Annotated in this window: 27 protein-coding genes; all 27 read left to right on the top strand. The window is 49.6% G+C overall.

The genetic code is table 11. The features are described 5' to 3' along the window. Nucleotides 1-78 precede the first annotated feature (78 nt). Nucleotides 79-741, top strand: a complete 663-nt coding sequence (locus ACETK5_RS16960) for a flagellar brake protein (protein WP_100536300.1) — start codon at nt 79-81, stop codon at nt 739-741. Nucleotides 742-805: 64 nt separating this feature from the next. Next, on the top strand, nt 806-1,093 hold the full coding sequence (locus ACETK5_RS16955) for a DUF5359 family protein (protein ID WP_100536301.1): 288 nt from the start codon (nt 806-808) through the stop codon (nt 1,091-1,093). 176 nt (nt 1,094-1,269) lie between these two features. Beyond that, complete coding sequence (cmk, locus tag ACETK5_RS16950; protein ID WP_100536302.1) at nt 1,270-1,950, top strand: (d)CMP kinase; 681 nt, start codon at nt 1,270-1,272, stop codon at nt 1,948-1,950. A gap of 21 nt (nt 1,951-1,971) precedes the next feature. Further along, nucleotides 1,972-2,562, top strand: a complete 591-nt coding sequence (locus tag ACETK5_RS16945) for a lysophospholipid acyltransferase family protein (RefSeq protein ID WP_127594155.1) — start codon at nt 1,972-1,974, stop codon at nt 2,560-2,562. Nucleotides 2,563-2,682: 120 nt separating this feature from the next. Next, nucleotides 2,683-3,900 carry a 30S ribosomal protein S1 gene (gene rpsA, locus ACETK5_RS16940; RefSeq protein ID WP_100536304.1) on the top strand — a complete coding sequence of 406 codons (1,218 nt, stop codon included), beginning with the start codon at nt 2,683-2,685 and terminating at the stop codon, nt 3,898-3,900. A gap of 211 nt (nt 3,901-4,111) precedes the next feature. After that, the gene (gene der, locus ACETK5_RS16935) at nt 4,112-5,434 is read left to right on the top strand and encodes a ribosome biogenesis GTPase Der (protein WP_071223925.1); all 1,323 of its coding nucleotides are present in this window, start codon (nt 4,112-4,114) and stop codon (nt 5,432-5,434) included. Between the two features lie 11 nt (nt 5,435-5,445). Then, entirely contained in the window at nt 5,446-6,072 is a 627-nt protein-coding gene (plsY, locus tag ACETK5_RS16930; protein ID WP_394056863.1) for a glycerol-3-phosphate 1-O-acyltransferase PlsY, read from the top strand. Next, nucleotides 6,065-7,105 carry an NAD(P)H-dependent glycerol-3-phosphate dehydrogenase gene (locus ACETK5_RS16925; RefSeq protein WP_100536306.1) on the top strand — a complete coding sequence of 347 codons (1,041 nt, stop codon included), beginning with the start codon at nt 6,065-6,067 and terminating at the stop codon, nt 7,103-7,105. Before plsY ends, ACETK5_RS16925 begins: the two co-directional genes overlap by 8 nt. 63 nt (nt 7,106-7,168) lie before the next feature. Next, nucleotides 7,169-7,444: a stage VI sporulation protein F gene (locus ACETK5_RS16920; RefSeq protein ID WP_006209456.1), complete on the top strand. Its 276-nt coding sequence runs from the start codon at nt 7,169-7,171 to the stop codon at nt 7,442-7,444. A 142-nt stretch (nt 7,445-7,586) separates the two neighbouring features. Further along, complete coding sequence (locus ACETK5_RS16915) at nt 7,587-7,766, top strand: DUF2768 family protein (RefSeq protein WP_071223929.1); 180 nt, start codon at nt 7,587-7,589, stop codon at nt 7,764-7,766. A gap of 42 nt (nt 7,767-7,808) precedes the next feature. Beyond that, entirely contained in the window at nt 7,809-8,399 is a 591-nt protein-coding gene (locus ACETK5_RS16910; RefSeq protein WP_394056861.1) for a hypothetical protein, read from the top strand. Nucleotides 8,400-8,460: 61 nt separating this feature from the next. Continuing rightward, nucleotides 8,461-8,820 carry a 2Fe-2S iron-sulfur cluster-binding protein gene (locus ACETK5_RS16905; protein WP_100536308.1) on the top strand — a complete coding sequence of 120 codons (360 nt, stop codon included), beginning with the start codon at nt 8,461-8,463 and terminating at the stop codon, nt 8,818-8,820. Between the two features lie 24 nt (nt 8,821-8,844). Beyond that, nucleotides 8,845-9,597, top strand: coding sequence for a hypothetical protein (locus tag ACETK5_RS16900; RefSeq protein ID WP_394057455.1), 753 nt, complete (start codon nt 8,845-8,847; stop codon nt 9,595-9,597). Between the two features lie 604 nt (nt 9,598-10,201). After that, nucleotides 10,202-11,680, top strand: coding sequence for a stage IV sporulation protein A (gene spoIVA, locus ACETK5_RS16895; RefSeq protein WP_071223935.1), 1,479 nt, complete (start codon nt 10,202-10,204; stop codon nt 11,678-11,680). Nucleotides 11,681-11,939: 259 nt separating this feature from the next. Next, complete coding sequence (locus tag ACETK5_RS16890) at nt 11,940-12,212, top strand: HU family DNA-binding protein (RefSeq protein WP_006209463.1); 273 nt, start codon at nt 11,940-11,942, stop codon at nt 12,210-12,212. Between the two features lie 84 nt (nt 12,213-12,296). Further along, nucleotides 12,297-12,521: a trp RNA-binding attenuation protein MtrB gene (gene mtrB / locus ACETK5_RS16885; protein ID WP_071223937.1), complete on the top strand. Its 225-nt coding sequence runs from the start codon at nt 12,297-12,299 to the stop codon at nt 12,519-12,521. A 174-nt stretch (nt 12,522-12,695) separates the two neighbouring features. Further along, complete coding sequence (locus ACETK5_RS16880; protein WP_100536310.1) at nt 12,696-13,268, top strand: DoxX family membrane protein; 573 nt, start codon at nt 12,696-12,698, stop codon at nt 13,266-13,268. 128 nt (nt 13,269-13,396) lie between these two features. Continuing rightward, the gene (locus ACETK5_RS16875) at nt 13,397-14,359 is read left to right on the top strand and encodes a 1,4-dihydroxy-2-naphthoate polyprenyltransferase (protein ID WP_394056858.1); all 963 of its coding nucleotides are present in this window, start codon (nt 13,397-13,399) and stop codon (nt 14,357-14,359) included. Between the two features lie 113 nt (nt 14,360-14,472). Then, complete coding sequence (locus ACETK5_RS16870) at nt 14,473-15,015, top strand: hypothetical protein (protein ID WP_394056856.1); 543 nt, start codon at nt 14,473-14,475, stop codon at nt 15,013-15,015. Nucleotides 15,016-15,127: 112 nt separating this feature from the next. Then, a complete protein-coding gene (locus ACETK5_RS16865) occupies nt 15,128-15,988 on the top strand; it encodes a heptaprenyl diphosphate synthase component 1 (RefSeq protein WP_394056854.1) in 861 nt (286 codons plus the stop codon). A gap of 36 nt (nt 15,989-16,024) precedes the next feature. Then, nucleotides 16,025-16,756 (top strand): demethylmenaquinone methyltransferase, encoded by a 732-nt coding sequence (locus ACETK5_RS16860; protein ID WP_165789699.1) that lies wholly within the window; start codon nt 16,025-16,027, stop codon nt 16,754-16,756. After that, a complete protein-coding gene (locus tag ACETK5_RS16855; RefSeq protein ID WP_100536315.1) occupies nt 16,749-17,621 on the top strand; it encodes a UbiA-like polyprenyltransferase in 873 nt (290 codons plus the stop codon). Before ACETK5_RS16860 ends, ACETK5_RS16855 begins: the two co-directional genes overlap by 8 nt. Continuing rightward, nucleotides 17,621-18,223, top strand: coding sequence for a UbiX family flavin prenyltransferase (locus tag ACETK5_RS16850; RefSeq protein ID WP_326097476.1), 603 nt, complete (start codon nt 17,621-17,623; stop codon nt 18,221-18,223). The genes ACETK5_RS16855 and ACETK5_RS16850 overlap by 1 nt, the downstream gene beginning before the upstream one ends. 188 nt (nt 18,224-18,411) lie before the next feature. After that, nucleotides 18,412-19,386, top strand: a complete 975-nt coding sequence (locus ACETK5_RS16845) for a polyprenyl synthetase family protein (RefSeq protein WP_326097475.1) — start codon at nt 18,412-18,414, stop codon at nt 19,384-19,386. Nucleotides 19,387-19,497: 111 nt separating this feature from the next. Beyond that, nucleotides 19,498-19,941 carry a nucleoside-diphosphate kinase gene (gene ndk / locus ACETK5_RS16840; RefSeq protein WP_098743022.1) on the top strand — a complete coding sequence of 148 codons (444 nt, stop codon included), beginning with the start codon at nt 19,498-19,500 and terminating at the stop codon, nt 19,939-19,941. 40 nt (nt 19,942-19,981) lie between these two features. After that, nucleotides 19,982-20,785 (top strand): CheR family methyltransferase, encoded by an 804-nt coding sequence (locus tag ACETK5_RS16835; RefSeq protein WP_100536317.1) that lies wholly within the window; start codon nt 19,982-19,984, stop codon nt 20,783-20,785. Between the two features lie 168 nt (nt 20,786-20,953). Further along, the gene (gene aroC / locus ACETK5_RS16830; protein WP_100536318.1) at nt 20,954-22,123 is read left to right on the top strand and encodes a chorismate synthase; all 1,170 of its coding nucleotides are present in this window, start codon (nt 20,954-20,956) and stop codon (nt 22,121-22,123) included.

Genomic DNA, 22,123 nt, shown 5'->3' with positions numbered 1-22,123 from the left:
CATGATTTGAAGATTTTGTCCTATGGGCCGTGGCATCCCATGATATAATGGGAAATAATGATTATGATGAATTAGTGGGTGAGCGCATTGTATCCAAAGATTAACGATGTCCTCTATATCCAATTGGATACGGGGGATGAGAAGGAAGCCAATATTGTATATAAATCCCGCATTTCCGACATGGATGACGAATCGATGTATATGGAGGTTCCGCTGCAGGAAGGGACGGGCAGGCTGAAAAAGCTGTACATCGGGGACGAGCTGTCCGCTTACTTTTTGACGGAAGGCGGAGTCAAGAATTTCTTCAATTCCTACGTCCTGAGTCACCATGAGGATATTATCCGTCTGGTTCGCATCAAGAAGCCGGAGCAGGATCAAATTACGAAGGTGCAGAGAAGAAGCTTTCTCAGGGTGCAAGCCGAGCTCGAGGTAGCAGTCATGACCAATGACGGCACCCAGTTTTTAGCCAAAACCGATGATGTCGGCGGCGGCGGCGTATCCTTTCATCTGCAGCCGGATCAAACGATTGCGGAAGGAAGTATATTGACTTGCTGGATACTCATCCCGTTTAAGAACGGATCCGTGGAGCACGTCCCGTTTGAAGGCGAGGTTGTAAGGGTGAAGCAGCTGCCTACCAATCGAAGCATCGTTATGCTGAAGTTTAATCAGATCGCAGATATGGAACGGCAAAAGCTGATTCGTTTTTGTTTTGAGAGACAGTTTGATTTTCGCAATCGTTAATGCATAAAAAGGACAGGCCTGTGGCACACTATCCGAAAATTTTGTCCCGGAGGGACTGCCTGCCATGTCAGAAATAGTAAACGATCAAGATCAGCTGCTCGAAAAAACAAGACTGGAAGTTAAGCATGAGGAGAAGGGACAAGCCCTGCATGATCGCTATGGAAAAGTGCTCCTTAAGCTGCTGATCTGGCTTGTGCTTGCCCTGGTGATTTTCCAGCTGCTATTGCATTATGAGCCCAGCCGGCCCTATATTTCGCCCATTCAGCAGATGGAGGGTGTTCCCGTTAACGAGCCAAATGTAAACGATTGGATGGGGGAAAACACCCCTTCTCTTTTGCATCACTCTAGCTAGTGTGGTATAATTTTCACGTCGCAGGCGGGCGCCTGCTTTTTTCTTGAAATATAAGATTGTGCCATTGTTTCATTCGCGCTGTCTTGTATATTTTCACTAGAGAGACGGTGATTCCGTCCGTAAGGGATGGTAAGCCCTTTCGATTTCGAGGTATATGTTTGAGGAGGAATGCCCCGTTGGTTACGCAGGGGACAGGTTATCGCGACAGAATTAATATTGCCATCGACGGTCCGGCAGGCGCGGGAAAAAGCACCGTAGCGCGTATGGTAGCCAGCAGGCTGCAGTACATCTACGTGGATACCGGAGCCATGTACAGGGCAGTCACCTGGTTCATGCTGAACCAAGGGATTTCTCCAGAAAATCCCGAAAAAGTGCTTCAACATGCACAAAACATGGTGATTGAATTAAAACCGCATGAAAATGGTCAAATGGTCTGGCTGAACGGGGAAGATGTTACACCCTATATTCGTTCACATCAGGTTAGTGCAGTGGTATCCCAATATGCACGAATCGAGGGTTTGCGGATAAAGCTTGTCCGTTTACAGCAGCAAATGGCACAGGACAAGGGCGTTGTCATGGATGGACGTGACATCGGCACGACGGTGTTGCCGGATGCTGAGGTGAAGATTTTCATGACGGCCAGTGTCAAGGAACGTGCTCTCCGCCGCTTCAATGAGTTGAGTGATGAAGGCATATCGCTGGAACAACTGGAAAGAGATATCGCAGAACGTGACAGGCTTGACCAGGAACGTGAAGTGTCGCCGCTCCGATGCGCAGAGGATGCCATCATACTGGATACGACACATATGGATATCAACCAGGTTGTGGAAGCAATTCTTTCATATTGCGAAACTTAAGTGGGATGGGGAGAAATGGGCATGATTTATGTTTTTTGCAGAGCGGTGGTCCGCGGTTTGTTCGCTATTCTCTACAGATTCGAATCTGTCGGCGTACATAACATACCTTCAGAAGGCGGCGTGCTAATCTGTAGCAATCATATTAGCATTCGAGATCCGATATCTGTGGGCATTCACGTCAAGCGCCAGGTTAAGTTCATGGCCAAAGCGGAACTGTTCAACATTCCGGTGTTCGGATGGCTGGTTCGTCAGCTTGGAGCATTTCCGGTCAAGCGCGGCGGAGTAAGTAAAGATTCGATCAAAACCGCCCTCACGATATTGCGTACCGGTGAGATCATGGGTATCTTTCCTGAGGGCACGCGCAATTCTGATTCAACCGCGGCAAAACGGGGTGCGGCAAGCTTCGCTCTCCGCAGCGGGGCGACGGTCATACCGGCTGCCATCATTGGAGATTACAAGCTTTTTCGCAAAGTGAAGATCATCTATGGTGCACCTGTGGACCTATCCCGGTTTGAAGGTGACAAGTCACCGGAAGCTCTGGATGCGGCAACCGAATTGATCATGGCAAAAATTCACGAAATGCGCGCAAGCGGCAAGCCAACCGTGAACTGATTTATTCGCTCCATGCATAAAAAGCATGGGAAGATTGGAAAGATACTACAGCAATTATGTTTTGAACTTCGCCAATGCGAGTTTAAATAAATGGGGTTTGAATTGAGGAGGTTATTTGACATGTCGGAAGAAACAAGAAATCAAGAGGCTGCTGAAAACCAAGAGCAGATGGACCAAATCGTATCCTTGAAAAAAGGGGACACCGTGAAAGGGACGATCGTCAAACTGGAGGACAACCAAGCTTACGTAAGCATTGGATATAAATATGACGGCGTAATTCCTGTTCGCGAACTGTCTTCTGTACAACTTGATAATGCATCTGATGCGGTTCAGGTTGGCCAAGAGGTAGAATGCAAAGTCGTTAGCATTAACGACGACAAGGAAAGCCTGGTTCTTTCCAAGCGCGCGATCGACACTGAGAATTCATGGGAAGAGCTTGAGAAGCATTTTGCGGATCAAGACGTATTCGAAGTAACGGTGGCTGACGTGGTGAAAGGCGGACTCGTAGCCGATGTTGGTGCACGCGGATTTATTCCTGCATCCATGGTAGAGCGTCATTTCGTTGAAGACTTCAGCGACTATAAAGGCCGCACGCTTCGCGTGAAAGTAAAGGAACTGGACCGCGAGAACAACAAAGTAATTCTTTCCCAGAAGGATGTTCTGGAAGAAGAGTTCGAAGCAAACAAACTTAAAGTGATGTCCGAGCTTCAAGACGGCCAAGTGCTGGAAGGTACAGTACAACGCCTTACGCAATTCGGAGCATTTGTTGATGTTGGCGGCGTAGACGGATTGGTTCACGTATCCGAGATCGCTTGGAGCCACGTCGACAAGCCTGCCGATGTATTGTCCGAAGGCGATCAAGTGCGTGTGAAGGTACTGAAAGTGGATCCTGAAAAGGGCAAAATCAGCCTCAGTATCAAAGCAGCCGCTCCGGGTCCTTGGGAAACAGCTGGCGAGCAATTCAACACTGGCGACATCGTAACAGGCGTTGTTAAACGTTTGGTTACGTTCGGGGCATTTGTTGAACTGGCACCAGGTGTTGAAGGTTTGGTTCATATCTCCCAAATCTCCCACAAGCATATCGGTACACCGCAAGAAGTATTGAAAGAAGGCCAAGAAGTTCAGGTTAAAGTGCTTGATATCAACACTTCCGAGCAACGTATCAGCCTGAGCATCAAAGAAACGGAAGAAGCGCCAGCTCAAGCTCCGCGAGCTGAAAAACCGTCCAAAGGTCCTAAAATCGACCTGAAAGACAACCCGAACGTTTCTTTGAACAATCAAGGCATGAGCGTTACGCTTGGAGAGCGTTTCGGCGATAAGCTGAGCAAATTCAAGTAAGCCCGGGAACAGTTTTGTTCGGTCTATTGACCTATCATAACGAAGTCGGCGAACCCAGAAATCTGGGTTCGCCATTTGTTTTTTTAGGGGACGAACGTTTACGGATGTTGTAACATGGGGTAGAGCATAATAGAAATGCAGATGAAAGGTTAGCCAATTGTAACGTTTTTTGCTATGATGATAATCGTAAGAATTGACAGGAGGAGTGACTATGGCAAGACCCGTAGTGGCTATCGTCGGACGGCCAAACGTCGGTAAATCCACCATATTTAACCGATTGATTGGCGACAGATTAGCCATCGTTGAAGATAAACCGGGTATTACCCGTGACCGGATTTACGGTAGTGCCGAATGGAACGGTAAAGCGTTCAGTGTCATCGATACCGGAGGTATCGAAATCGATGGCGATGACATGATATTGAAATCGATACGCATGCAAGCCGAGCTTGCAATTGAAGAAGCGGATGTCATCGTATTTATGTGCGATGCGAAGACAGGGGTTACCCAATCGGACGAGGAAGTTGCACAGATTCTGTTCCGATCAGGTAAACCAGTCATACTCAGCGTAAACAAAGTGGATAATTTGAAGCGCGTGGATGATATCTATGAGTTCTATTCCCTCGGATTTGGCGATCCTGTCGGGATATCGGGAAGTCACGGCACAGGGATCGGCGACCTGCTGGACGTTGTGGTCGAGAACCTGCCGGAACTGGAAGACGACGGATATGACGAGGATGTTATTCGAGTTGCCCTGATTGGCAGACCGAATGTGGGCAAGTCCTCTCTCGTTAATGCCATTTTGGGAGAAGAGCGCGTCATTGTCAGTGACGTTGCCGGTACTACGCGCGATGCTATTGACACGCCGTTCGAGAAGGATGGGCAGCGGTATGTGCTCATCGATACGGCGGGCATGCGCAAACGTGGGAAAGTCTATGAGACCACGGAGAAATACAGCGTTATGCGGGCCATGCGTGCCATCGAGCGCGCGGATGTCGTTCTCGTACTGATCAACGGGGAAGAAGGCATCATCGAGCAGGACAAGCATATTGCCGGTTATGCCTATGAGGCCGGGAAAGCGTCTTTGTTCGTCGTGAACAAATGGGATATGGTCGAGAAGGATGACAAAACGATGCAGCAGTTCGAGAAAAAGATCCGCGATCATTTCTTGTTCATGACCTATGCGCCGGTTGTTTTCCTGTCGGCCAAAACAAAGCAGCGTTTGCAGAAGCTGCTCCCTGTCGTTAAGCATGTGGCTGATCAGCATTCACTGCGCGTGCAGACGCATCTCCTTAACGATGTCATATCCGATGCGATTGCCATCAATCCGCCTCCAACGGATAAGGGAAGAAGATTGCGTATTAACTACTCAACACAGGTTGCGGTTAAGCCGCCGACCATGGTCGTATTTGTCAACGATCCGGAATTGATGCACTTCTCATATGAGCGTTACCTTGAGAACAAGATTCGGGCCGCGTTTGACTTTGAAGGTACACCCATCAGGATATTTACTCGAAGAAAGTCTGATGAGAGTTAGGGGAGAATAGCTTGATTTTGGAGATCGTAGCGATAGTTGTGTGTTATTTACTCGGTTCGGTAAGCTTCAGCGTGCTGCTTGCCAAAATCCTAAAAGGGATTGATATTCGTCAGCATGGCAGCGGCAACGCCGGGGCAACCAATACCCTTCGCGTCCTGGGAAAGGGACCTGCCATACTTGTATTGGCTTTGGATGTAATTAAGGGCATCGCTGCGGTTTGGATCGGACGATGGCTCGGGGGAGACAATGCGTGGCTGCCGGGATTGTGCGGTATTGCGGCCATTATCGGTCATAATTGGCCTCTTTACTTCCGCTTTCGAGGCGGCAAAGGGATTGCAACAGCCATTGGGGTGCTTGCTACGCTTTGCTTTATACCAGCGTTTATAGCAGGCATTATTGCCATTCTATCCATTGTTTTTACCCGTTATGTATCTTTGGGTTCCCTTATTTTTGTAGTGCTTACCCCTGTTTTTCTATTGATCGCTGATTATTCGCGGCCAATCTTTTGGACGAGCTTGATCATATGCATATTCGCCTTCTGGCGGCATCGCTCGAACATCGTGAAGCTTGTGCAGGGGCGTGAAAACAAGCTGGGTTCTGGAAAAGGAAAGGACAAAGGAGGGAAGCGCGTTGTCTGACAAAGTCGCTGTTCTGGTGGCAGGCAGTTGGGGAACCGCTTTGGCAAGTGTTCTCGCTTCAAATGACCTGGAGGTTGTCGTCTGGACAAGAACGGAGGAACAGACTCGTGAAATCAACGAGTCGCATACCAATAACCGTTATTTACCCGGGGTGGAGTTATCACCGAATATTCGCGCTACAACCGATATGAAAGAGGCCGTCTCATCGGCTGTTGCTGTAGTTATCGTTGCACCTTCGTCCGCGATGCGGGAAGTGACGGGGCAGCTGAAGCAGTTTTGGACCGAGGACATGCTGGTGATTCATGCGACCAAAGGATTCGAGACTGAATCCTTGAAGCGGATGTCCACCGTCATATCCGAGGAGCTTGGCTGTGAGGAAGGCCGCGTGGTGGTATTATCAGGACCAAGCCATGCGGAGGAAGTGGTCAGACGCTGCCCTACAACGGTCGTAGTGGCGTCTTTGAATGCCGAGGCGGTTGTAGCCGCTCAAGATTTGTTCATGAACACGTATTTCAGAGTGTACACGAATCGGGATATGATCGGTGTTGAGCTGGCCGGGGCTCTGAAGAATATAATCGCTTTGGGCGCCGGGATGTCCGACGGGCTGGGCTTCGGTGACAACGCCAAGGCAGCGCTTATCACGAGAGGTTTGGCAGAAATTTTGCGAATCGGCATGGAAATGGGCGCGAATCCAATGACGTTTGCCGGGCTTGCAGGGATCGGTGACCTCGTGGTTACCGCCACCAGCCAGCACAGCCGAAACTGGCGGGCTGGTTCGATGCTTGGTCAGGGTAAGAAGTTAGATGAGGTTCTTGGTTCCATGGGTATGGTTGTGGAAGGAATACGCACGACCCAAGCCGCACATGCCATCTCCGAGAAATACGGCGTACAGATGCCGATTGCCGACCAGCTGTATCACGTGTTGTTTAAAGACCGGAATCCCCGCATCGCCGTGGAAGCCTTGATGGGTCGGGATCCCAAGACCGAGATGGAAATGATGCCGCTTGAAACATGGGAGCAATGGCACACCTAGCTTATTCACCATTCCGATGATTGACTCATATATTGATGTGAGGATGTCGGAGGAGGGGTGGAAATGAGCAAAAGCTTTCACAAGGATGTACTGAATGCGATTAACAAGAAAAGCGGCAAGAAAATTTCTTCAGGGGCTGTCAATAAGCTGGCTAGCACGGTTAAGCCGTCTACAATGCAAAATGAAGCCCAGCTCCGCCAGCTGATCAAGCAGGTATCTTCGATGGCGAACATACCTGTTAGTGAGGACACGATCCAAGAGATTGTCGGCGCGGTGAAGAAGAGTGGCATGAATCCAAGCAATATGGAAGCCTTGATGAAAATGATGATGAACAAATAAGATACGATGATGATGTTGAACAAAAGACGCTCCGGATTGGATAGCGGCTTTTGTTCTTTTTTTCGACATACCTGGGGTGAGGCGCTATCATTTTCGTGATATAATAGGTTGAAATTGATGAGAGAATGGAGAGTTTCGTGACATGGATCCGATGCAAAAGATGTGGCTGTCCTTAGTCGCATTATTGATTATGGCACTGTCCGTCATAGTGGTTACGCTTGCGCGAAGCAAGACCAAGGGTTTTCTGCGCGGCGCGCTGTCGTTCGTGGCCTTTATGATGATGATTTTCGGTTTTATTATTGGACTGGCCTCCATCATATAACGTAGGAAGTCAATCCGGGACGATACGGTAAAGGGGTGCAGCATGACGCTGAATGATCTGCCGGAATTGGAGAGTGTGTTAGCTACCGCCATTCATAAGCTGAATCAGGTACCTATTGCTTGGCTGCTGGGTGGAAGCTGCAGCTTGCTTCTGCAGGAAGTAACATTGGACAAGCCGCCGAGAGATATCGATATATATACCGATGCAGGGGGCGTACAGCCATTGCATGAGTCGCTGGCTTTTATGGCCGTGGATGCTCCCCGATTAGACCAAGAGGGGATATATTCTTCGATTCTGAGCCACTATGAAATAGAGAAAGTTCCGATTGAACTGGTAGGCGGATTTGAAGTGAATTCAAACGGGTCCTCCTACTGTGTTGAGATCGATCCATTGCTGTATCCTGCAGCACCAGAGAGTCATATACAGGGCGTCACGGTACGACTGATGCCGTTATCCCATGAACTGGTGTTTAATGTGCTTCGGGATCGACCCGATCGGTACAATGCCATTGCAGAGGCGATCCTGAGGGACATGGACCAACATATGCCGCTGCTTCAGCAGCTGTTAAGCCGGAACCGTTTGAGCGTGGAACATCGGACGGTGTTGAACCGATTAATCGGACTACAGCCATAACTGGCGAATAGGGCCGGCAGCATGGAAGAATGTGTACATAAGAAAAGGAGCGCGTTTACCGTTGGACTACGAGGTGTTATTTCTGCCGGATCAGAAGAAGGTCAAGGTTCGTCCGAACACGAATGTACTGGATGCCTCCCGCCGGGCCGGCGTGCGTATTCCTACCCGTTGCGGAGGCAAAGCCGGTTGTTTGATGTGCAAAATCATAGTTCCGAGCGAGGAACGAGATCATTGCTCTGCTCCGGAGCCCAAGGAAATCAGGAAGCTGGGGACATCGATGATGGAACAAGGCTACCGGCTATCCTGCCAGACGAGAATCACGAATCATATCAAGGTAATGATTCCCGAGGACCCGCTCAAAGCTGCGATACGCAAACAGCTCGAAGCAGCGAGAAACCGGGAGTCCGATGACTTTATTTAAAGCGAAGGATGATGTTAGTTGAGTATGATCACTTGGATGACCCAAGCGGCAGGCCGTTCGAAGCGGATGTCTACCGTCTTAATCCTGGTGCTGTTTCCGATGTTGCTGACAGGTTGTCTTTATCCTGACGAGAAATTGCAGGAGAACAAGGTTTCATATAGGGAAAGTGTCAAACGGATACAATCGGCTGTAGATGATTTTTATAAAGAACAGGGAATCTTGCCGATGATTACGGCAGGTCCGGAAATTCCGCGGTATGAGAAATACCGGGTCGATTTGGATCAGCTGAAGAACCGGGGATACATCGACCAAATTCCGGATACGGCATTTGAGAAGGGCGGTAGTGGCTATTTTCTCATTATTAATGAGGAAACCGAGCCAACCGTGAAGGTTATGGACTTGACCACGGCCCAGAAGGTGAATGACGTTCAGAGAGCCGTGAATTTGTACAAAATGGCGCATGACAACGCTCTTCCTGCAGGGGAAGACCTGTACCCGGGATATACGGCAGTGGACCTGTCCAAGACCGATGCCAAATCCCTTTCATTACTGAGTGTATACTCGGGTCAGGAGATGACCTTTATGATGGATGAAGAGGGAACGGTATACGCCGATTATGCGTTCGATATTATGCAGGCTATCCAGAAGAACGGTTCCGATCCTCAAGAAGGTGAGGATTTACGGGTGTTCCTGGAGAAGGAATCCTATTATGTCCCCGTAAAATCCGTACCTTATATATGGAAGGATGGGCAGCCCGTTGCTCAGCCGCTATCCTAAACCTATACCCGCCGTGATCGGCGGGTATTTTTGTTGAACCTACATGGTTACCGATAACTGGTGAGGATAGGGGATTCGGAAGCCATGAAGCGGACCTGTATTTTTTTCTTGAGACCCTTCTTCGATAGATTTTTTGAAAATGGTTGAATCTATTTGGAATATCTATTAAAGTGCGCGCATATTCATAATCTGAAAGAGTAGTGCGGGCAAGAGCCGGTTGCCCACATCATGAGGCATACGAAAACGTCTGAAGGCGCACAGCATGAAGTCAAACCGCGCCCTTAGCGGTAGTTGTTTTTAACGGTATTCGAGGGCAGTGTCTAGTTGGTAGGCCTATTCGATATCCTTAAAAAAAACTGGACGGACTTTAAGGGGCAACCGTCATATTTTTGAACCCGGTACATATGATGTTACTAGTCCAAATGCATGTACGAGTTACGCCGCTTTGCCGTTTCCATCAAAACTCATGGAATACCGGCGGCGGGATGCTGGCGACATTGTAAAGGCTGCTCATCTGTTGCAATGGCTTTGGCTATGAGTGGAACACGAAGCGGATGCTCTTAAAGCATTTTTCCTTCGGAGTAATTTGAGGAGGGGATCTCTTTTGGAAAAAGTGGACATTTTTAAGGACATTGCCGAACGGACCGGAGGGGACATTTACTTAGGTGTTGTCGGTGCCGTCCGTACGGGAAAATCAACCTTCATCAAGCGGTTTATGGAGACGGTTGTTCTCCCGAACATTACGAACGAGGCGGATCGAGTAAGAGCTGTCGATGAGCTGCCTCAAAGTGCTGCAGGGAAAACAATCATGACAACCGAGCCGAAATTCGTGCCGAACAACGCGGTACAGATCAAAGTTACGGAAGGTCTTGAGGTCAACGTCAGATTGGTGGATTGTGTAGGTTATGCCGTTGAAGGCGCTAAGGGCTACGAGGATGAGAATGGCCCGAGAATGATCTCGACGCCATGGTTCGAAGAACCGATTCCGTTCCAGGAAGCGGCTGAAATCGGAACGCGCAAAGTTATTCAGGAGCACTCCACGCTTGGCGTCGTCGTCACGACAGACGGAAGCATTGCGGAAATTCCGCGGAGCTCTTATGTTGAGGCTGAGGAGCGCGTTATCGAGGAACTGAAGGAAGTCGGCAAGCCATTCGTGGTGGTCATTAACTCGACGCGTCCACGCAGTGAAGAAGCGCTTCAGCTGCGCAATGAGCTGGCAGAGAAATACGACATTCCGGTGATGACACTGAGTGCGGCCACGATGACCGAAGATGATGTAACCGGTGTTCTTCGTGAAGTATTGTATGAGTTCCCCGTGCATGAAGTGAACGTTAATCTTCCTAGCTGGGTTATGGTGCTTAACGAGAACCACTGGCTGCGCAGCAACTATGAGAACTCGGTCAGAGATACCGTGAAAGATATCCGCCGTCTGCGTGACGTGGACCGGGTGGTCAGCCAGTTCATGGAGTATGACTTCATCAACCATGCCGGACTTAGCGGCATGAATATGGGGCAGGGCGTTGCCGAGATCGATCTCTTTGCACCTGACGAACTGTATGACCGGATCCTGATGGAGGTTGTGGGTGTCGAGATTCGCGGTAAAGATCATTTGCTGCAGCTAATGCAGGAGTTCTCTCATGCCAAACGGGAATACGACCGCTTCGCTGAAGCGCTTGAAATGGTTAAAACGACAGGTTACGGTATTGCTGCTCCTTCCCTGGCTGAGATGGCGTTGGATGAGCCTGAGCTTATCCGTCAAGGCACCCGCTTCGGGGTAAGATTGAAAGCGACCGCGCCTTCCATCCATATGATTCGGGTCGACGTGGAATCCGAGTTCTCGCCGATTATCGGCACAGAGAAGCAAAGCGAAGAGCTTGTGCGCTACCTGATGCAGGATTTCGAGAACGATCCGATCAAGATTTGGGAATCCGATATATTCGGACGCTCGCTGCACTCGATCGTCCGTGAAGGAATTCAAGGCAAAATCGCAATGATGCCTGACAATGCGAGATATAAATTGCAAGAAACTTTGGGTCGGATCATCAACGAAGGTTCCGGCGGTTTGATCGCGATCATTCTTTAAGTGAGTATCGCTAAGGTGTTGAATACGCAGTCGCTAACGGGTCTAAAGTCCCGATTAGCGGCTGTTTTTCGTGTTTTCTTTGGTAGTGCAGAGCAAAACGCTTGAAATTATGAGATGGCTGTATTACTATAAATTTGTTCCGCGTCATGCATTCTAAACGCGAGATAGGGGTAAAATACCCGATTGCACGTATAATTTGCGGTAAAACGGAAACAGTGAATAGCAAGTGGAGCACATTCCTTGTTAGGGAGGTGAAAGAATGAATAAATCGGATCTGATTACACAAGTAGCTGAATCTACTGAGCTTTCCAAGAAGGATGCAACTAAAGCGGTTGATGCCGTTTTCGATGCAATCTCCGAAGCGTTGCAAAGTGGAGACAAAGTACAGCTGGTCGGCTTTGGCAACTTCGAGGTTCGCGAGCGTTCCGCACGGAAAGGCCGCAACCCGCAAACAGGTGAAGAAATCGAAATCCCTGCGAGCAAAATTCCTGCATTTAAACCTGGTAAAGCGCTCAAAGACGGAATCAAATAAAGATTTCTACATATTACCTAAGAGCACAGGTCGTGAATTCGTTCACGGCCTTTTCTTTTAGCTTACGGTGAGGAGGTCTGAACAATGGAGAACGTTCAAAACGGGGATTATTTTATCGTCAAGGCGCTGGACCATGGCGTGCAGGTGATCGGCCTTACCCGCGGTCAGGACACCCGGTTTCATCATACCGAGAAGCTGGATAAAGGCGAGGTCATCATCGCCCAATTCACGGATCATACGTCTGCGGTTAAAATACGCGGCAAAGCTGAGGTCATGACCAAGCATGGGAAGATTGAATCCGGCATTTGAATAGGATTACCATCTTGGCAAAGCCCCACCAAATTGGTGGGGCTTTTTTATGTTTGATGTTTCTTTACATGGATTATGTGTTAACCCATTGTTAAAGGTACCCTTGTTGGATTCGCGAACGTTGTATATACTAGCGGGAATGAATAAAAATACGAGAGGATGTTTGAAAAAATCATGGCAAAACAACTCAGAGAGGGACAATATGTGGTAGTCCCTGAAAATCCGGTATCCATGTTTCTGTTCAGCAGTACCCGCTCCGGCTGGATTTGGCTGCTTGTGAGGCTGTATCTCGGTTATGCCTGGTTAACGTCGGGGCTGAAAAAGCTGACGGCGGAAGCCTGGACGGGAAGCGAAGCCGGAGCGGCCATTCAGGGCTTCGTCGGGGGAGCGCTGGCTAAGGCGGAAGAGGGGAAGGACGTCACAGGATGGTATGCTTCTTTTCTCGAAGGGTTTGTGCTTCCCAACGCCAAGCTGTTTTCGTATATGGTGGCCTTCGGCGAGGTCTTGGTCGGACTCGGGCTGATTTTGGGTCTGCTGACGGGGATTGCCGCGTTTTTCGGCGGATTAATGAATGCCAGCTTTTTATTCGCAGGCACGGTAAGCTCCAATCCATTATTGTTTATATTGGCCACATGGCTGGTCATGGCCTGGAAAGTGGCGGGCTGGTATGGTCTGGACCGCTGGGCGCTGCCGCTGCTCGGTACGCCTTGGAGTCGCAGGCGCAAGGATCAGAACATCCCAGAATAAATTGGTTCTCGCTCCAGAAGTAACATTCGTCACTTTTGCAAACGCGTTTGTCAAGTACAATTCCAACAGACCGCGGCCATGAAATCCTTTAATCTGAAATCAGATCAATTGGATAAAGGATGATGGTCATGGGAATCCGAGCTTTTTTTAAACTGGTGGAAATTCAGACGAAGGTAGCCAGCATGATTCCGTTCCTGTTCGGAACTTTGTATGCATTGTTTCGTTTTCAGCAGTTCGACGGGTATCATTTTGCCCTGATGCTCGCGTCGTTGCTCTCGTTTGATATGGCAACAACGGCGATCAATAACTATTACGATTACAAAAAAGCGATTAAAAAGAACGGGTTCGGTTACGAGCAGCACAATGCCATTGTACGTTATAACCTTAAGGAGCCTGCGGTTGTGTCCGTCATCATCGTGCTGCTCTTGACAGCCGTTGGTGCAGGGATCGCGCTTTTCCTGGCTACGGGCTGGTTGATCCTGCTGCTGGGCGGATTGTCTTTTGCCGTAGGGATATTATATTCGTTCGGACCGATTCCGATCTCGCGGATGCCGCTGGGCGAGCTGTTCTCCGGATTGTTTATGGGATTTGTCATTATATTTATTTCGGCTTGGATCCACGCGGAGGACAGCCATCTGGCGGTTCTGGACCTGCACGGCAGTGTTCTGTCCCTTCAGGTGAACCTTCCTGAGGTACTGCTGCTGCTGGTGGTATCGCTGCCGGCCATACTTGGGATTGCCAACATCATGCTGGCCAATAACATCTGCGACATGGATGAGGATATGGAGAACAAGCGGTATACGCTGCCCGTATATATAGGATTCAGGCCTTCTCTAAAGCTGTTCCGAATTCTGTATTGCCTTGCTTATCTGGACCTAGCGGCCCTTCTCCTGATGAAGGTGCACCCCGTGTTAGTTCTTCTGGTGTTCGTCACGCTTGCTCCGGTTTATAAAAAAAGCGCCGTATTCACCGCCCATCCTTCCAAAGAGAAAACATTTGCGATCGCGGTGCAAAATTTCGTGTTCATGAATCTGGCGAGGATCGCCGCGCTGGGGGTGGCAGTAGCGTGGACTTCTCAATCGTTCTTCTAAACCGAATAAGGCTCGTTTTACCTGAAGCAGGCATAGCCTGCTTTTTTTCTTTATACAATGAGGTATGGACTAATGAGGTGCGGAAGAAACTAGGAATAGAGGAGGTTTAGGACATGAAGCACTGGCGATCCGTACGAGCCGTACTCCTGCCCGCGGCGATTGCATGTATCATGCTCGCACTGTTATTGGGGCTTCAATCGCAAGCCCGTTTTAAGGTCGGCGCTGTGACAGCGGCGATACCCTATCACAGCCGGGAATTAAGCGATGCCGGATTAGTGGACTCCCTAATGAATCTTCCTCTTCACTTGAAAATAAGCCGGGCAGATTATGATGAAGGCGCGCTGACGCTGGATATCAAATTGAGCGATCCCTCGGAGACGGCCGCCGAGGTTTATGAGGATATCGCCAGCATTATGTCCTTTACGTTCGAAGGAACGGATAATGTGCAGCAGCTGTATCTAAGAGTGGTAGCCATCGATCGTTGGGGAGGGAAGCGGTATATGCTGCTGGCTTCGAATATGAACAAGGATGCCTGGGACTCACGCTATGCAGAAGCTCTGACCCAGCTCGAGAACGGCGATGTTCCGCCATCCATTGCAGCCGCTCTTAACCTAACATTTACGAATCTTTGGCTTAAGCAGTTCAGCAGCCCCTGAAAGGGGTAAAATAGTAGATGACAGGGCATGTACGCGCCTTGAACATGTGTTATAATAGATTGGATTGTGGGCTCAATTGGACAAAAGAACATCAAGTGCACGGAGGCTGAGAATGAAACCGTATCGCGTACCAGAACTGGCAGAGAAATATTTAAATTATGATATGATTCAGAACCACACGGAACTTCCGAATTTTCCGGATGCCCGTGTTCATTTGCTATACATATTTTTAAAGGATTCGGGCCGAAATCTTGCCGGACATGAAGAATTGTACGCACTGGTTACCTCACTGGTTCAGGTGGGACTCGATACGCATGAGAGCATCGACGTTACGGAGGGCAATCAAGGAGAGGCGATGATGCGATCCCGGCAGTTAAAAGTGCTCGCAGGGGATTATTTCAGCAGCCGTTTTTATCAACTCCTTGCCTTAAAGGGCGAAATTGCTGTCATCTCGCTTCTTAGCAAGGCTGTTAGCGAAGTTAACGTGATGAAGATGAGATTATACGGCAGAATGAAACAAACGCTGCTGCCTTCTGAAGAATATCTACGGCTAACGGTACAGCTGAATATGCAGCTGTTTCTTTCTTTTACTCCGCTGCTTGAGAAGTCCGTACAAGAAACATGGGAGAAGCTGCTCAAGGAAATTACGGAATGTGAGACGCTTGTTCAGGAGATGGAACGCTGTGCTACGCCTGAAATGGGCAGATGCGGTTACGTGTACTGGCATCTGATCGAGTCGGGGAGCGACGAGGAACGGAAAATGCTGGTTGGCAAGAAGACGGATATGAAGGACTGGAGGAAGCTGATCCTGAAGCACAAGGTTTCGGAGAAGCTGCTGGACAAGCTGCGCGAGTCCGTTCATGCCGTACAGCTGCTGCTGGCAAGCCGTGTAGGAGAAAGCCCGTACGCTTGTATGCTGGACCCGTTCCTGAAACGGCTAAGCACGTACCGGTCCGTCGTAAGTGAAGGGTAGGGGGATGCTGTGGATAATCAAACAACCAAGTTAGACATGAGCAAGCATGACGGCAAAAATCCGAAAGAGCAATACGTACATTCCGTCTTTGAAAGCATTTCGGGAAAATATGATATTATGAATGACATTCTCAGCTTTCGAAGACATAAAGCCTGGCGCAAGTTTACGATGAAGAAGATGAACATGCGTCGCGGCGATACGGCCATCGATCTGTGCTGCGGTACTTGCGACTGGACGATCAGTATGGCACAGGCAAGTGAATCCGGACACATAGTTGGACTCGATTTCAGTGAGGGGATGCTGAATGTCGGCCGGGGGAAGGTTGCCAAACAGGGGCTGGACCAACAGATAGATCTGGTTCAGGGGAATGCCATGAGCCTGCCGTTCGAAGACAATCAGTTCGATTACGCGACGATCGGTTTCGGTCTTCGCAATGTGCCGGATTACATGCAGGTTCTGCATGAGATGAAACGCGTGGTTAAGCCTGGCGGGATGGTTGTATGTTTGGAACTGTCCAAGCCGACTTGGCAGCCGTTCAAAGGCATTTATTATTTCTACTTTCAACAAGTGCTGCCTCGGATGGGGAAACTGGTAGCCAAGCGTTACGAGCAGTATAAGTGGCTGCCGGAATCGCTGGCTTTGTTCCCAGGACGAGAGGAGCTTGCCGAAGCTTTCCGTCAGACCGGACTTAAACAGGTTCAGGCCTATCCCTTGACTGGTGGCATAGCAGCCTTACATATTGGGATCAAGGAGAATCTGGATGTTTAAGAAAATAGGAACTTATCTTGAAATGATTAAAGTGGAGCATACACTGTTTGCTCTACCTTTCGCTTTTATGGGGGCGATTCTAGGATCGGCCGTTGTGTTTGACCGTTTACCATCCTGGGGAGATATCGGCTGGATCTTTCTTGCCATGTTCGGTGCACGCAGCGCTGCCTTCGGATTGAATCGGCTCACGGACCAGCATATCGATGCCAAGAACCCCCGCACCGCAAATCGGGCCATTCCGGCAGGACTGCTGAAACCGCTGGAAGTTATCTTATTCATTATTCTGTCTTTCGCGGTATTTTTCTGGGCCACTTACATGCTGGATCCGTTTGCTTTCCGTTTGCTGCCTATCGCTATTTTTATGCTTATTATTTATTCATATACCAAACGGTTTACTTGGCTTTGTCATCTGGTGCTCGGGCTTACAACAGCATTGGCTCCGCTTGGCGGATGGGTTGCGGTAACCGGTCAAATCGACTGGAAGGCCATTGTGTTCTATATCGCGCTTGCGTTTTGGACAGCCGGATTTGATATTGTTTACGCTTGCCAGGATGAGAAGTTTGATGCCAAAGAAAGGCTGTACTCGATTCCATCCCGGTTCGGTTTGCATAAAGCGTTGTGGTTCGCCCGCGGCTTTCACGTAGTAACAGCCATCGGTTTTATCGTTCTTTTCTTTGTCACACCGGTTGGCTGGTGGTATCTGATCGGCATGATCATCGCCTGCGGAATTTTGTTCTATCAGCATTACATCTTGTCGCCGAACGATATGAGCCGTCTGCAAACCGCCTTTTTTACGATGAACAGCACACTGAGCATCATCCTGTTTGTATTCACTCTGATTGATTTGGTGGTGCGGTATATCTGATGAAATCCATGCGCAGAAAAAGCTGGGTTGTCGGTATTACGGGAGCCAGCGGCAGCATATACGGTGTTCGCCTCACCGAGAGCCTGCTCTCGCTGGGCTATGATGTGCATTTGATCATTTCCAATGCGGGCTGGCGTGTCCTGAAGGAGGAAATGGGCTTTCAGGCGGGCAACCGCGAAGAAGTGCTGGCCGAGAAATTCGGCGGATACGAGGGGAGTGTGATGTACCATCCGATCTCTGACATCGGGGCTACGATAGCCAGTGGATCTTTCCTGGTGGAGGGCATGATCATTATGCCATGCTCCATGGGGACATTATCCTCGGTGGCACACGGCTCTTCCGACAATCTGATGGGACGCGCCGCGGATGTGATGCTGAAAGAAGGCCGTCCTCTGGTGCTTGTCCCGAGAGAAACGCCTCTGCATGCGATTCACCTGGAGAACATGCTGGCGCTGGCCAAGCTTGGCGTGAAAATCATTCCCGCGATGCCTGCGTTCTATTACGGACCGAAGACCATTGATGATATCGTGAATTTTCTGGTCGGCAAGGTATTGGACAGCTTACGCATTGAACATCAATTGTATACAAGATGGGGTGACTAGCAGGCCGGAGTGTATCGGGGAGTTAGCGGCTGCTGCAATTCTGCTTGACGAACCTGTGCTACGATTTTGGCGAACGACAACAGGAAGGGGTACGCTTATATTTCAAGTTCGTGGATGAACTTGGCCTGCTAAGATTGCAAGGTAGTGCCGGAGTTATGGAAAGAGAATCTAAGCATACGGGTGAAAAGATGAAACGATTTGACATATTCGGAACATTAAAAAAAGATATGGACGTTATCGAGAAGGAACTCTATCTCAGTGTCGAAGGCGACAGCCCCGAGCTGACAGAGACTTCTTTGCATCTGCTCCGAGCAGGGGGCAAGCGACTCCGTCCTGTTTTTGTGCTGATGGGCGGTAAGTTCGGCGACTATGACATTGACAAGCTGAAGCATGTGGCCGTGCCGCTCGAGATGATTCACAGCGCATCGCTCGTTCACGATGACGTGATCGATGATGCGGACACGCGGCGCGGTAAGCCAACGGTAAAGGCGAAATGGGACAACCGGATTGCCATGTATACCGGCGACTATATTTACGGCAAGGCGCTGGAGTTGACGACCCACCTGAAGCAGCCAGAGATTCATCAAATTCTCGCCAAGGCCATGGTCGAGATGTCCATCGGCGAAATGGAGCAGATTCGTGATTTCTTTAATACCGATCAGGACGTCAGAAGGTACCTTCTTCGCATTCGCCGCAAGACGTCACTCTTGATCGCCGTCAGCTGCCAGCTCGGAGCACTGGCTGCGGATGCGGACCGCAAGGTCGCAAACGGACTGTATCGATTCGGATATAACGTCGGCATGGCCTTTCAGATTCAGGACGATCTTCTGGATCTGTGCGGGACGGAGAAGCAGATTGGCAAGCCGCCGGGGAGTGATATGAGGCAGGGGAATATTACGCTGCCCGTTATATTTGCTCTCGAAGATAGCAAACGGAGGGAGCCGCTGCTGCAAGCGCTGGATCGGATTCATGCACTGAATGGCCAGTGTGATGTGACGGACGCCGTGGAACTTGTAACCTCAAGCGATGGTATATCGAGATCTGAGGCGTTGGCTGATCGGTATATCCGTAAAGCATTGGCCGCATTGGATACTTTGCCTGACATCAAGACCAAAAAACAGCTTAGAGATATCGCAAATTTTATTACGAAGCGGTCATATTAGCCTTAACCATGAGGTTGCTTTCTGTTAAAATACGGGTACAAACATGTAACATCACCTGAGCATGGAATGATTGTTCAATATCCTAGAATGAGGGGAAGCGTGATGAGGCCAATGGAACGTACTTTTTTAATGATTAAACCCGATGGTGTACAGCGTGGGCTGATCGGCCGAATCGTCGGCCGTTTGGAGGATAAAGGATTCAAGCTGGTTGCAGGCAAGTTCCTGCAGATTTCAGACGAGCAGGCCAAGCGCCATTATGCGGAACATGAAGGCAAAGATTTTTTTGAGAACCTGGTTGGGTTTATCACGTCCGGACCGGTGTTTGCGATGGTTTGGGAAGGGGACGACATCATTGCTTTGTCCCGCCAGGTGATCGGCAAAACGAATGTGAAGGATGCGCTGCCCGGGACGATCCGGGGGGATTTTTCAGCCCATACGCCGCACAATCTGATTCATGGATCGGATTCACCGGAGAGCGCCCAACGCGAAATTGCCAATTTTTTTGAAGAGAAGGAATTAGTTGAATATAACAAGACGCTGTCCCCTTGGCTGTAAGCTAGGGACGCGGAATAATCTGATTAAACAGGATGATACGATGACGGAACATGAACCTGTGCTGGATGATCCGGATTATATCGGCTTTGTTCGCAGTATCGAACGAAGCACGGGGATCAATCTGGCAGATTATAAAGAGGCCCAGATGAAGCGAAGGCTGACAACGCTGCGTATGAAGAAGGGGTTTGAAACCTTCTCGGCCTTCTATGACGCCATGATGAAGGACAAGCCATTATTTCATGAGTTTTTGGACCGGATGACAATTAACGTCTCGGAGTTTTGGCGCAATCCCAACCGGTGGGAAGTTCTCCGTGACAAAATATTGCCAGAGATATCCCGGCAGAATCCCGGGGTATTGAAAATATGGAGCGCCGCCTGCTCCACGGGTGAGGAGCCATATACGCTTGCCATGATACTGTCCGAACAGAAGATGCTGGGCCGTGCGCGAATCGCGGCGACGGATATTGATGATGGGGCACTACATAAAGCGAAGGAAGGCCTATATGTCGAGAGGTCATTAAAGGATGTGCCTCCGGATGTAGCCGCCCGCTATTTTAAGGAAGAAGGCTCGGTGTATCGCTTCAGTGAGCATTTGAAGAAGGAAGTCACCTTTCATAAGCAGAATCTGCTGACGGACCGGTTTGAGACTGGATATGATCTGATTGTTTGCCGAAACGTGATGATTTATTTCACGGAAGGGGCCAAGCATAAGCTGTACCAGAAGTTTGCGTCAAGCTTGAAGCCAGGCGGATTTTTGTTTGTGGGCAGCACGGAACAAATCTTTAATCCGGGACAATATGGCCTGGAGAGCAACGAAACCTTTTTCTACCGTAAAATTCAATAGAGACAGCTGTCAATCACGCAAAAGCGCTTTTCAATCCGTAGGATGAGAGGCGCTTTTGCTTGTCTTGCGACATTCTTGTCAAAGCGTTGGACCTATACTATAATGAGCAGAAGATATTTACGGAGTTTAGCGGTTTAACGCTTAAAAGTTTAAAGGGGGAAAAGCATCATGAGCTTACGCTTTTTAACTGCTGGGGAAACACACGGTCCTCAGTTGACAACCATAATCGAAGGACTTCCAAGTAATTTGGAGCTTGATTTCGAAGCATTGAACTTTCAGCTTCATCGGAGACAGAAGGGGTATGGCCGGGGGCGCCGCATGCAGATCGAGAAGGATACCGCGCAAATCCTTGGGGGCGTGCGTCACGGATATACAACCGGTGCGCCAATCGCCTTGGTCGTGCAGAATAACGACTGGAAGCATTGGCAGAACATTATGAACGTGGAGCCGATTGAAGGTAGCGACGAGGTGAAAAGACGGGTGCACCGCCCAAGACCGGGGCATGCCGACTTGAACGGCGGTTTGAAGTACAACCTGAAGGATCTGCGTAATGTGCTGGAACGCTCCAGTGCCCGTGAAACCACGGTTCGTGTAGCGGTTGGCGCTATCGCGAGACAATTCCTGGCACAATTCGGCGTTAAAGTGGCTGGCCAGGTCATCCGGATCGGCGAGATCGAAGCTCCCCCGCACAATCTTTCGATGGATGAGCTGATCGAGCGTACGGAAGCCTCCTCGGTTCGCGTGGTGGACGAAGAGACCGAGAAGAAAATGGAAGCCTACATAGACCAGATTAAAAAAGAAGGCGACTCCATCGGCGGCATCGTGGAATGCATCATCGAAGGAGTGCCGGTCGGACTGGGCAGCCATGTCCAATATGACCGCAAGCTGGATGGCCGCATCGCACAGGGCGTGATGTCGATTAATGCCTTTAAGGGTGTTGAGGTCGGAATCGGATTTGAAGCAGGCCAATTGCCCGGTTCCCAGGTGCATGACGAGATTATGTACAGTGCAGAGCGCGGATATCACCGCGCAACCAATCGCCTGGGCGGATTTGAAGGCGGGATGACCAATGGCATGCCGATCGTCGTTCGCGGCGTCATGAAGCCGATTCCAACGCTGTACAAGCCGCTTCAAAGCGTGGATATCGATACGAAGGAAGCTTTCACGGCTCAGGTTGAACGCTCGGATGCCTGTGCGGTTCCGGCAGCCAGCGTTGTCATGGAGCATGTTGTTACCTGGGAGGTAGCAAAGGCGTTTCTTGAGAAGTTTGGCGGTGATTCGATGGAAGAGATTCATGCGAATTACCAGAGCTACCTGAAGCAGCTGGAGAACTACTAA

The sequence above is a fragment of the Paenibacillus ilasis genome (assembly GCF_043195395.1).
In the GTDB taxonomy this organism is placed as follows: Bacteria; Bacillota; Bacilli; order Paenibacillales; family Paenibacillaceae; genus Paenibacillus_AQ; species Paenibacillus_AQ lautus.
This window is presented reverse-complemented; position numbering and strand designations above follow the sequence as displayed.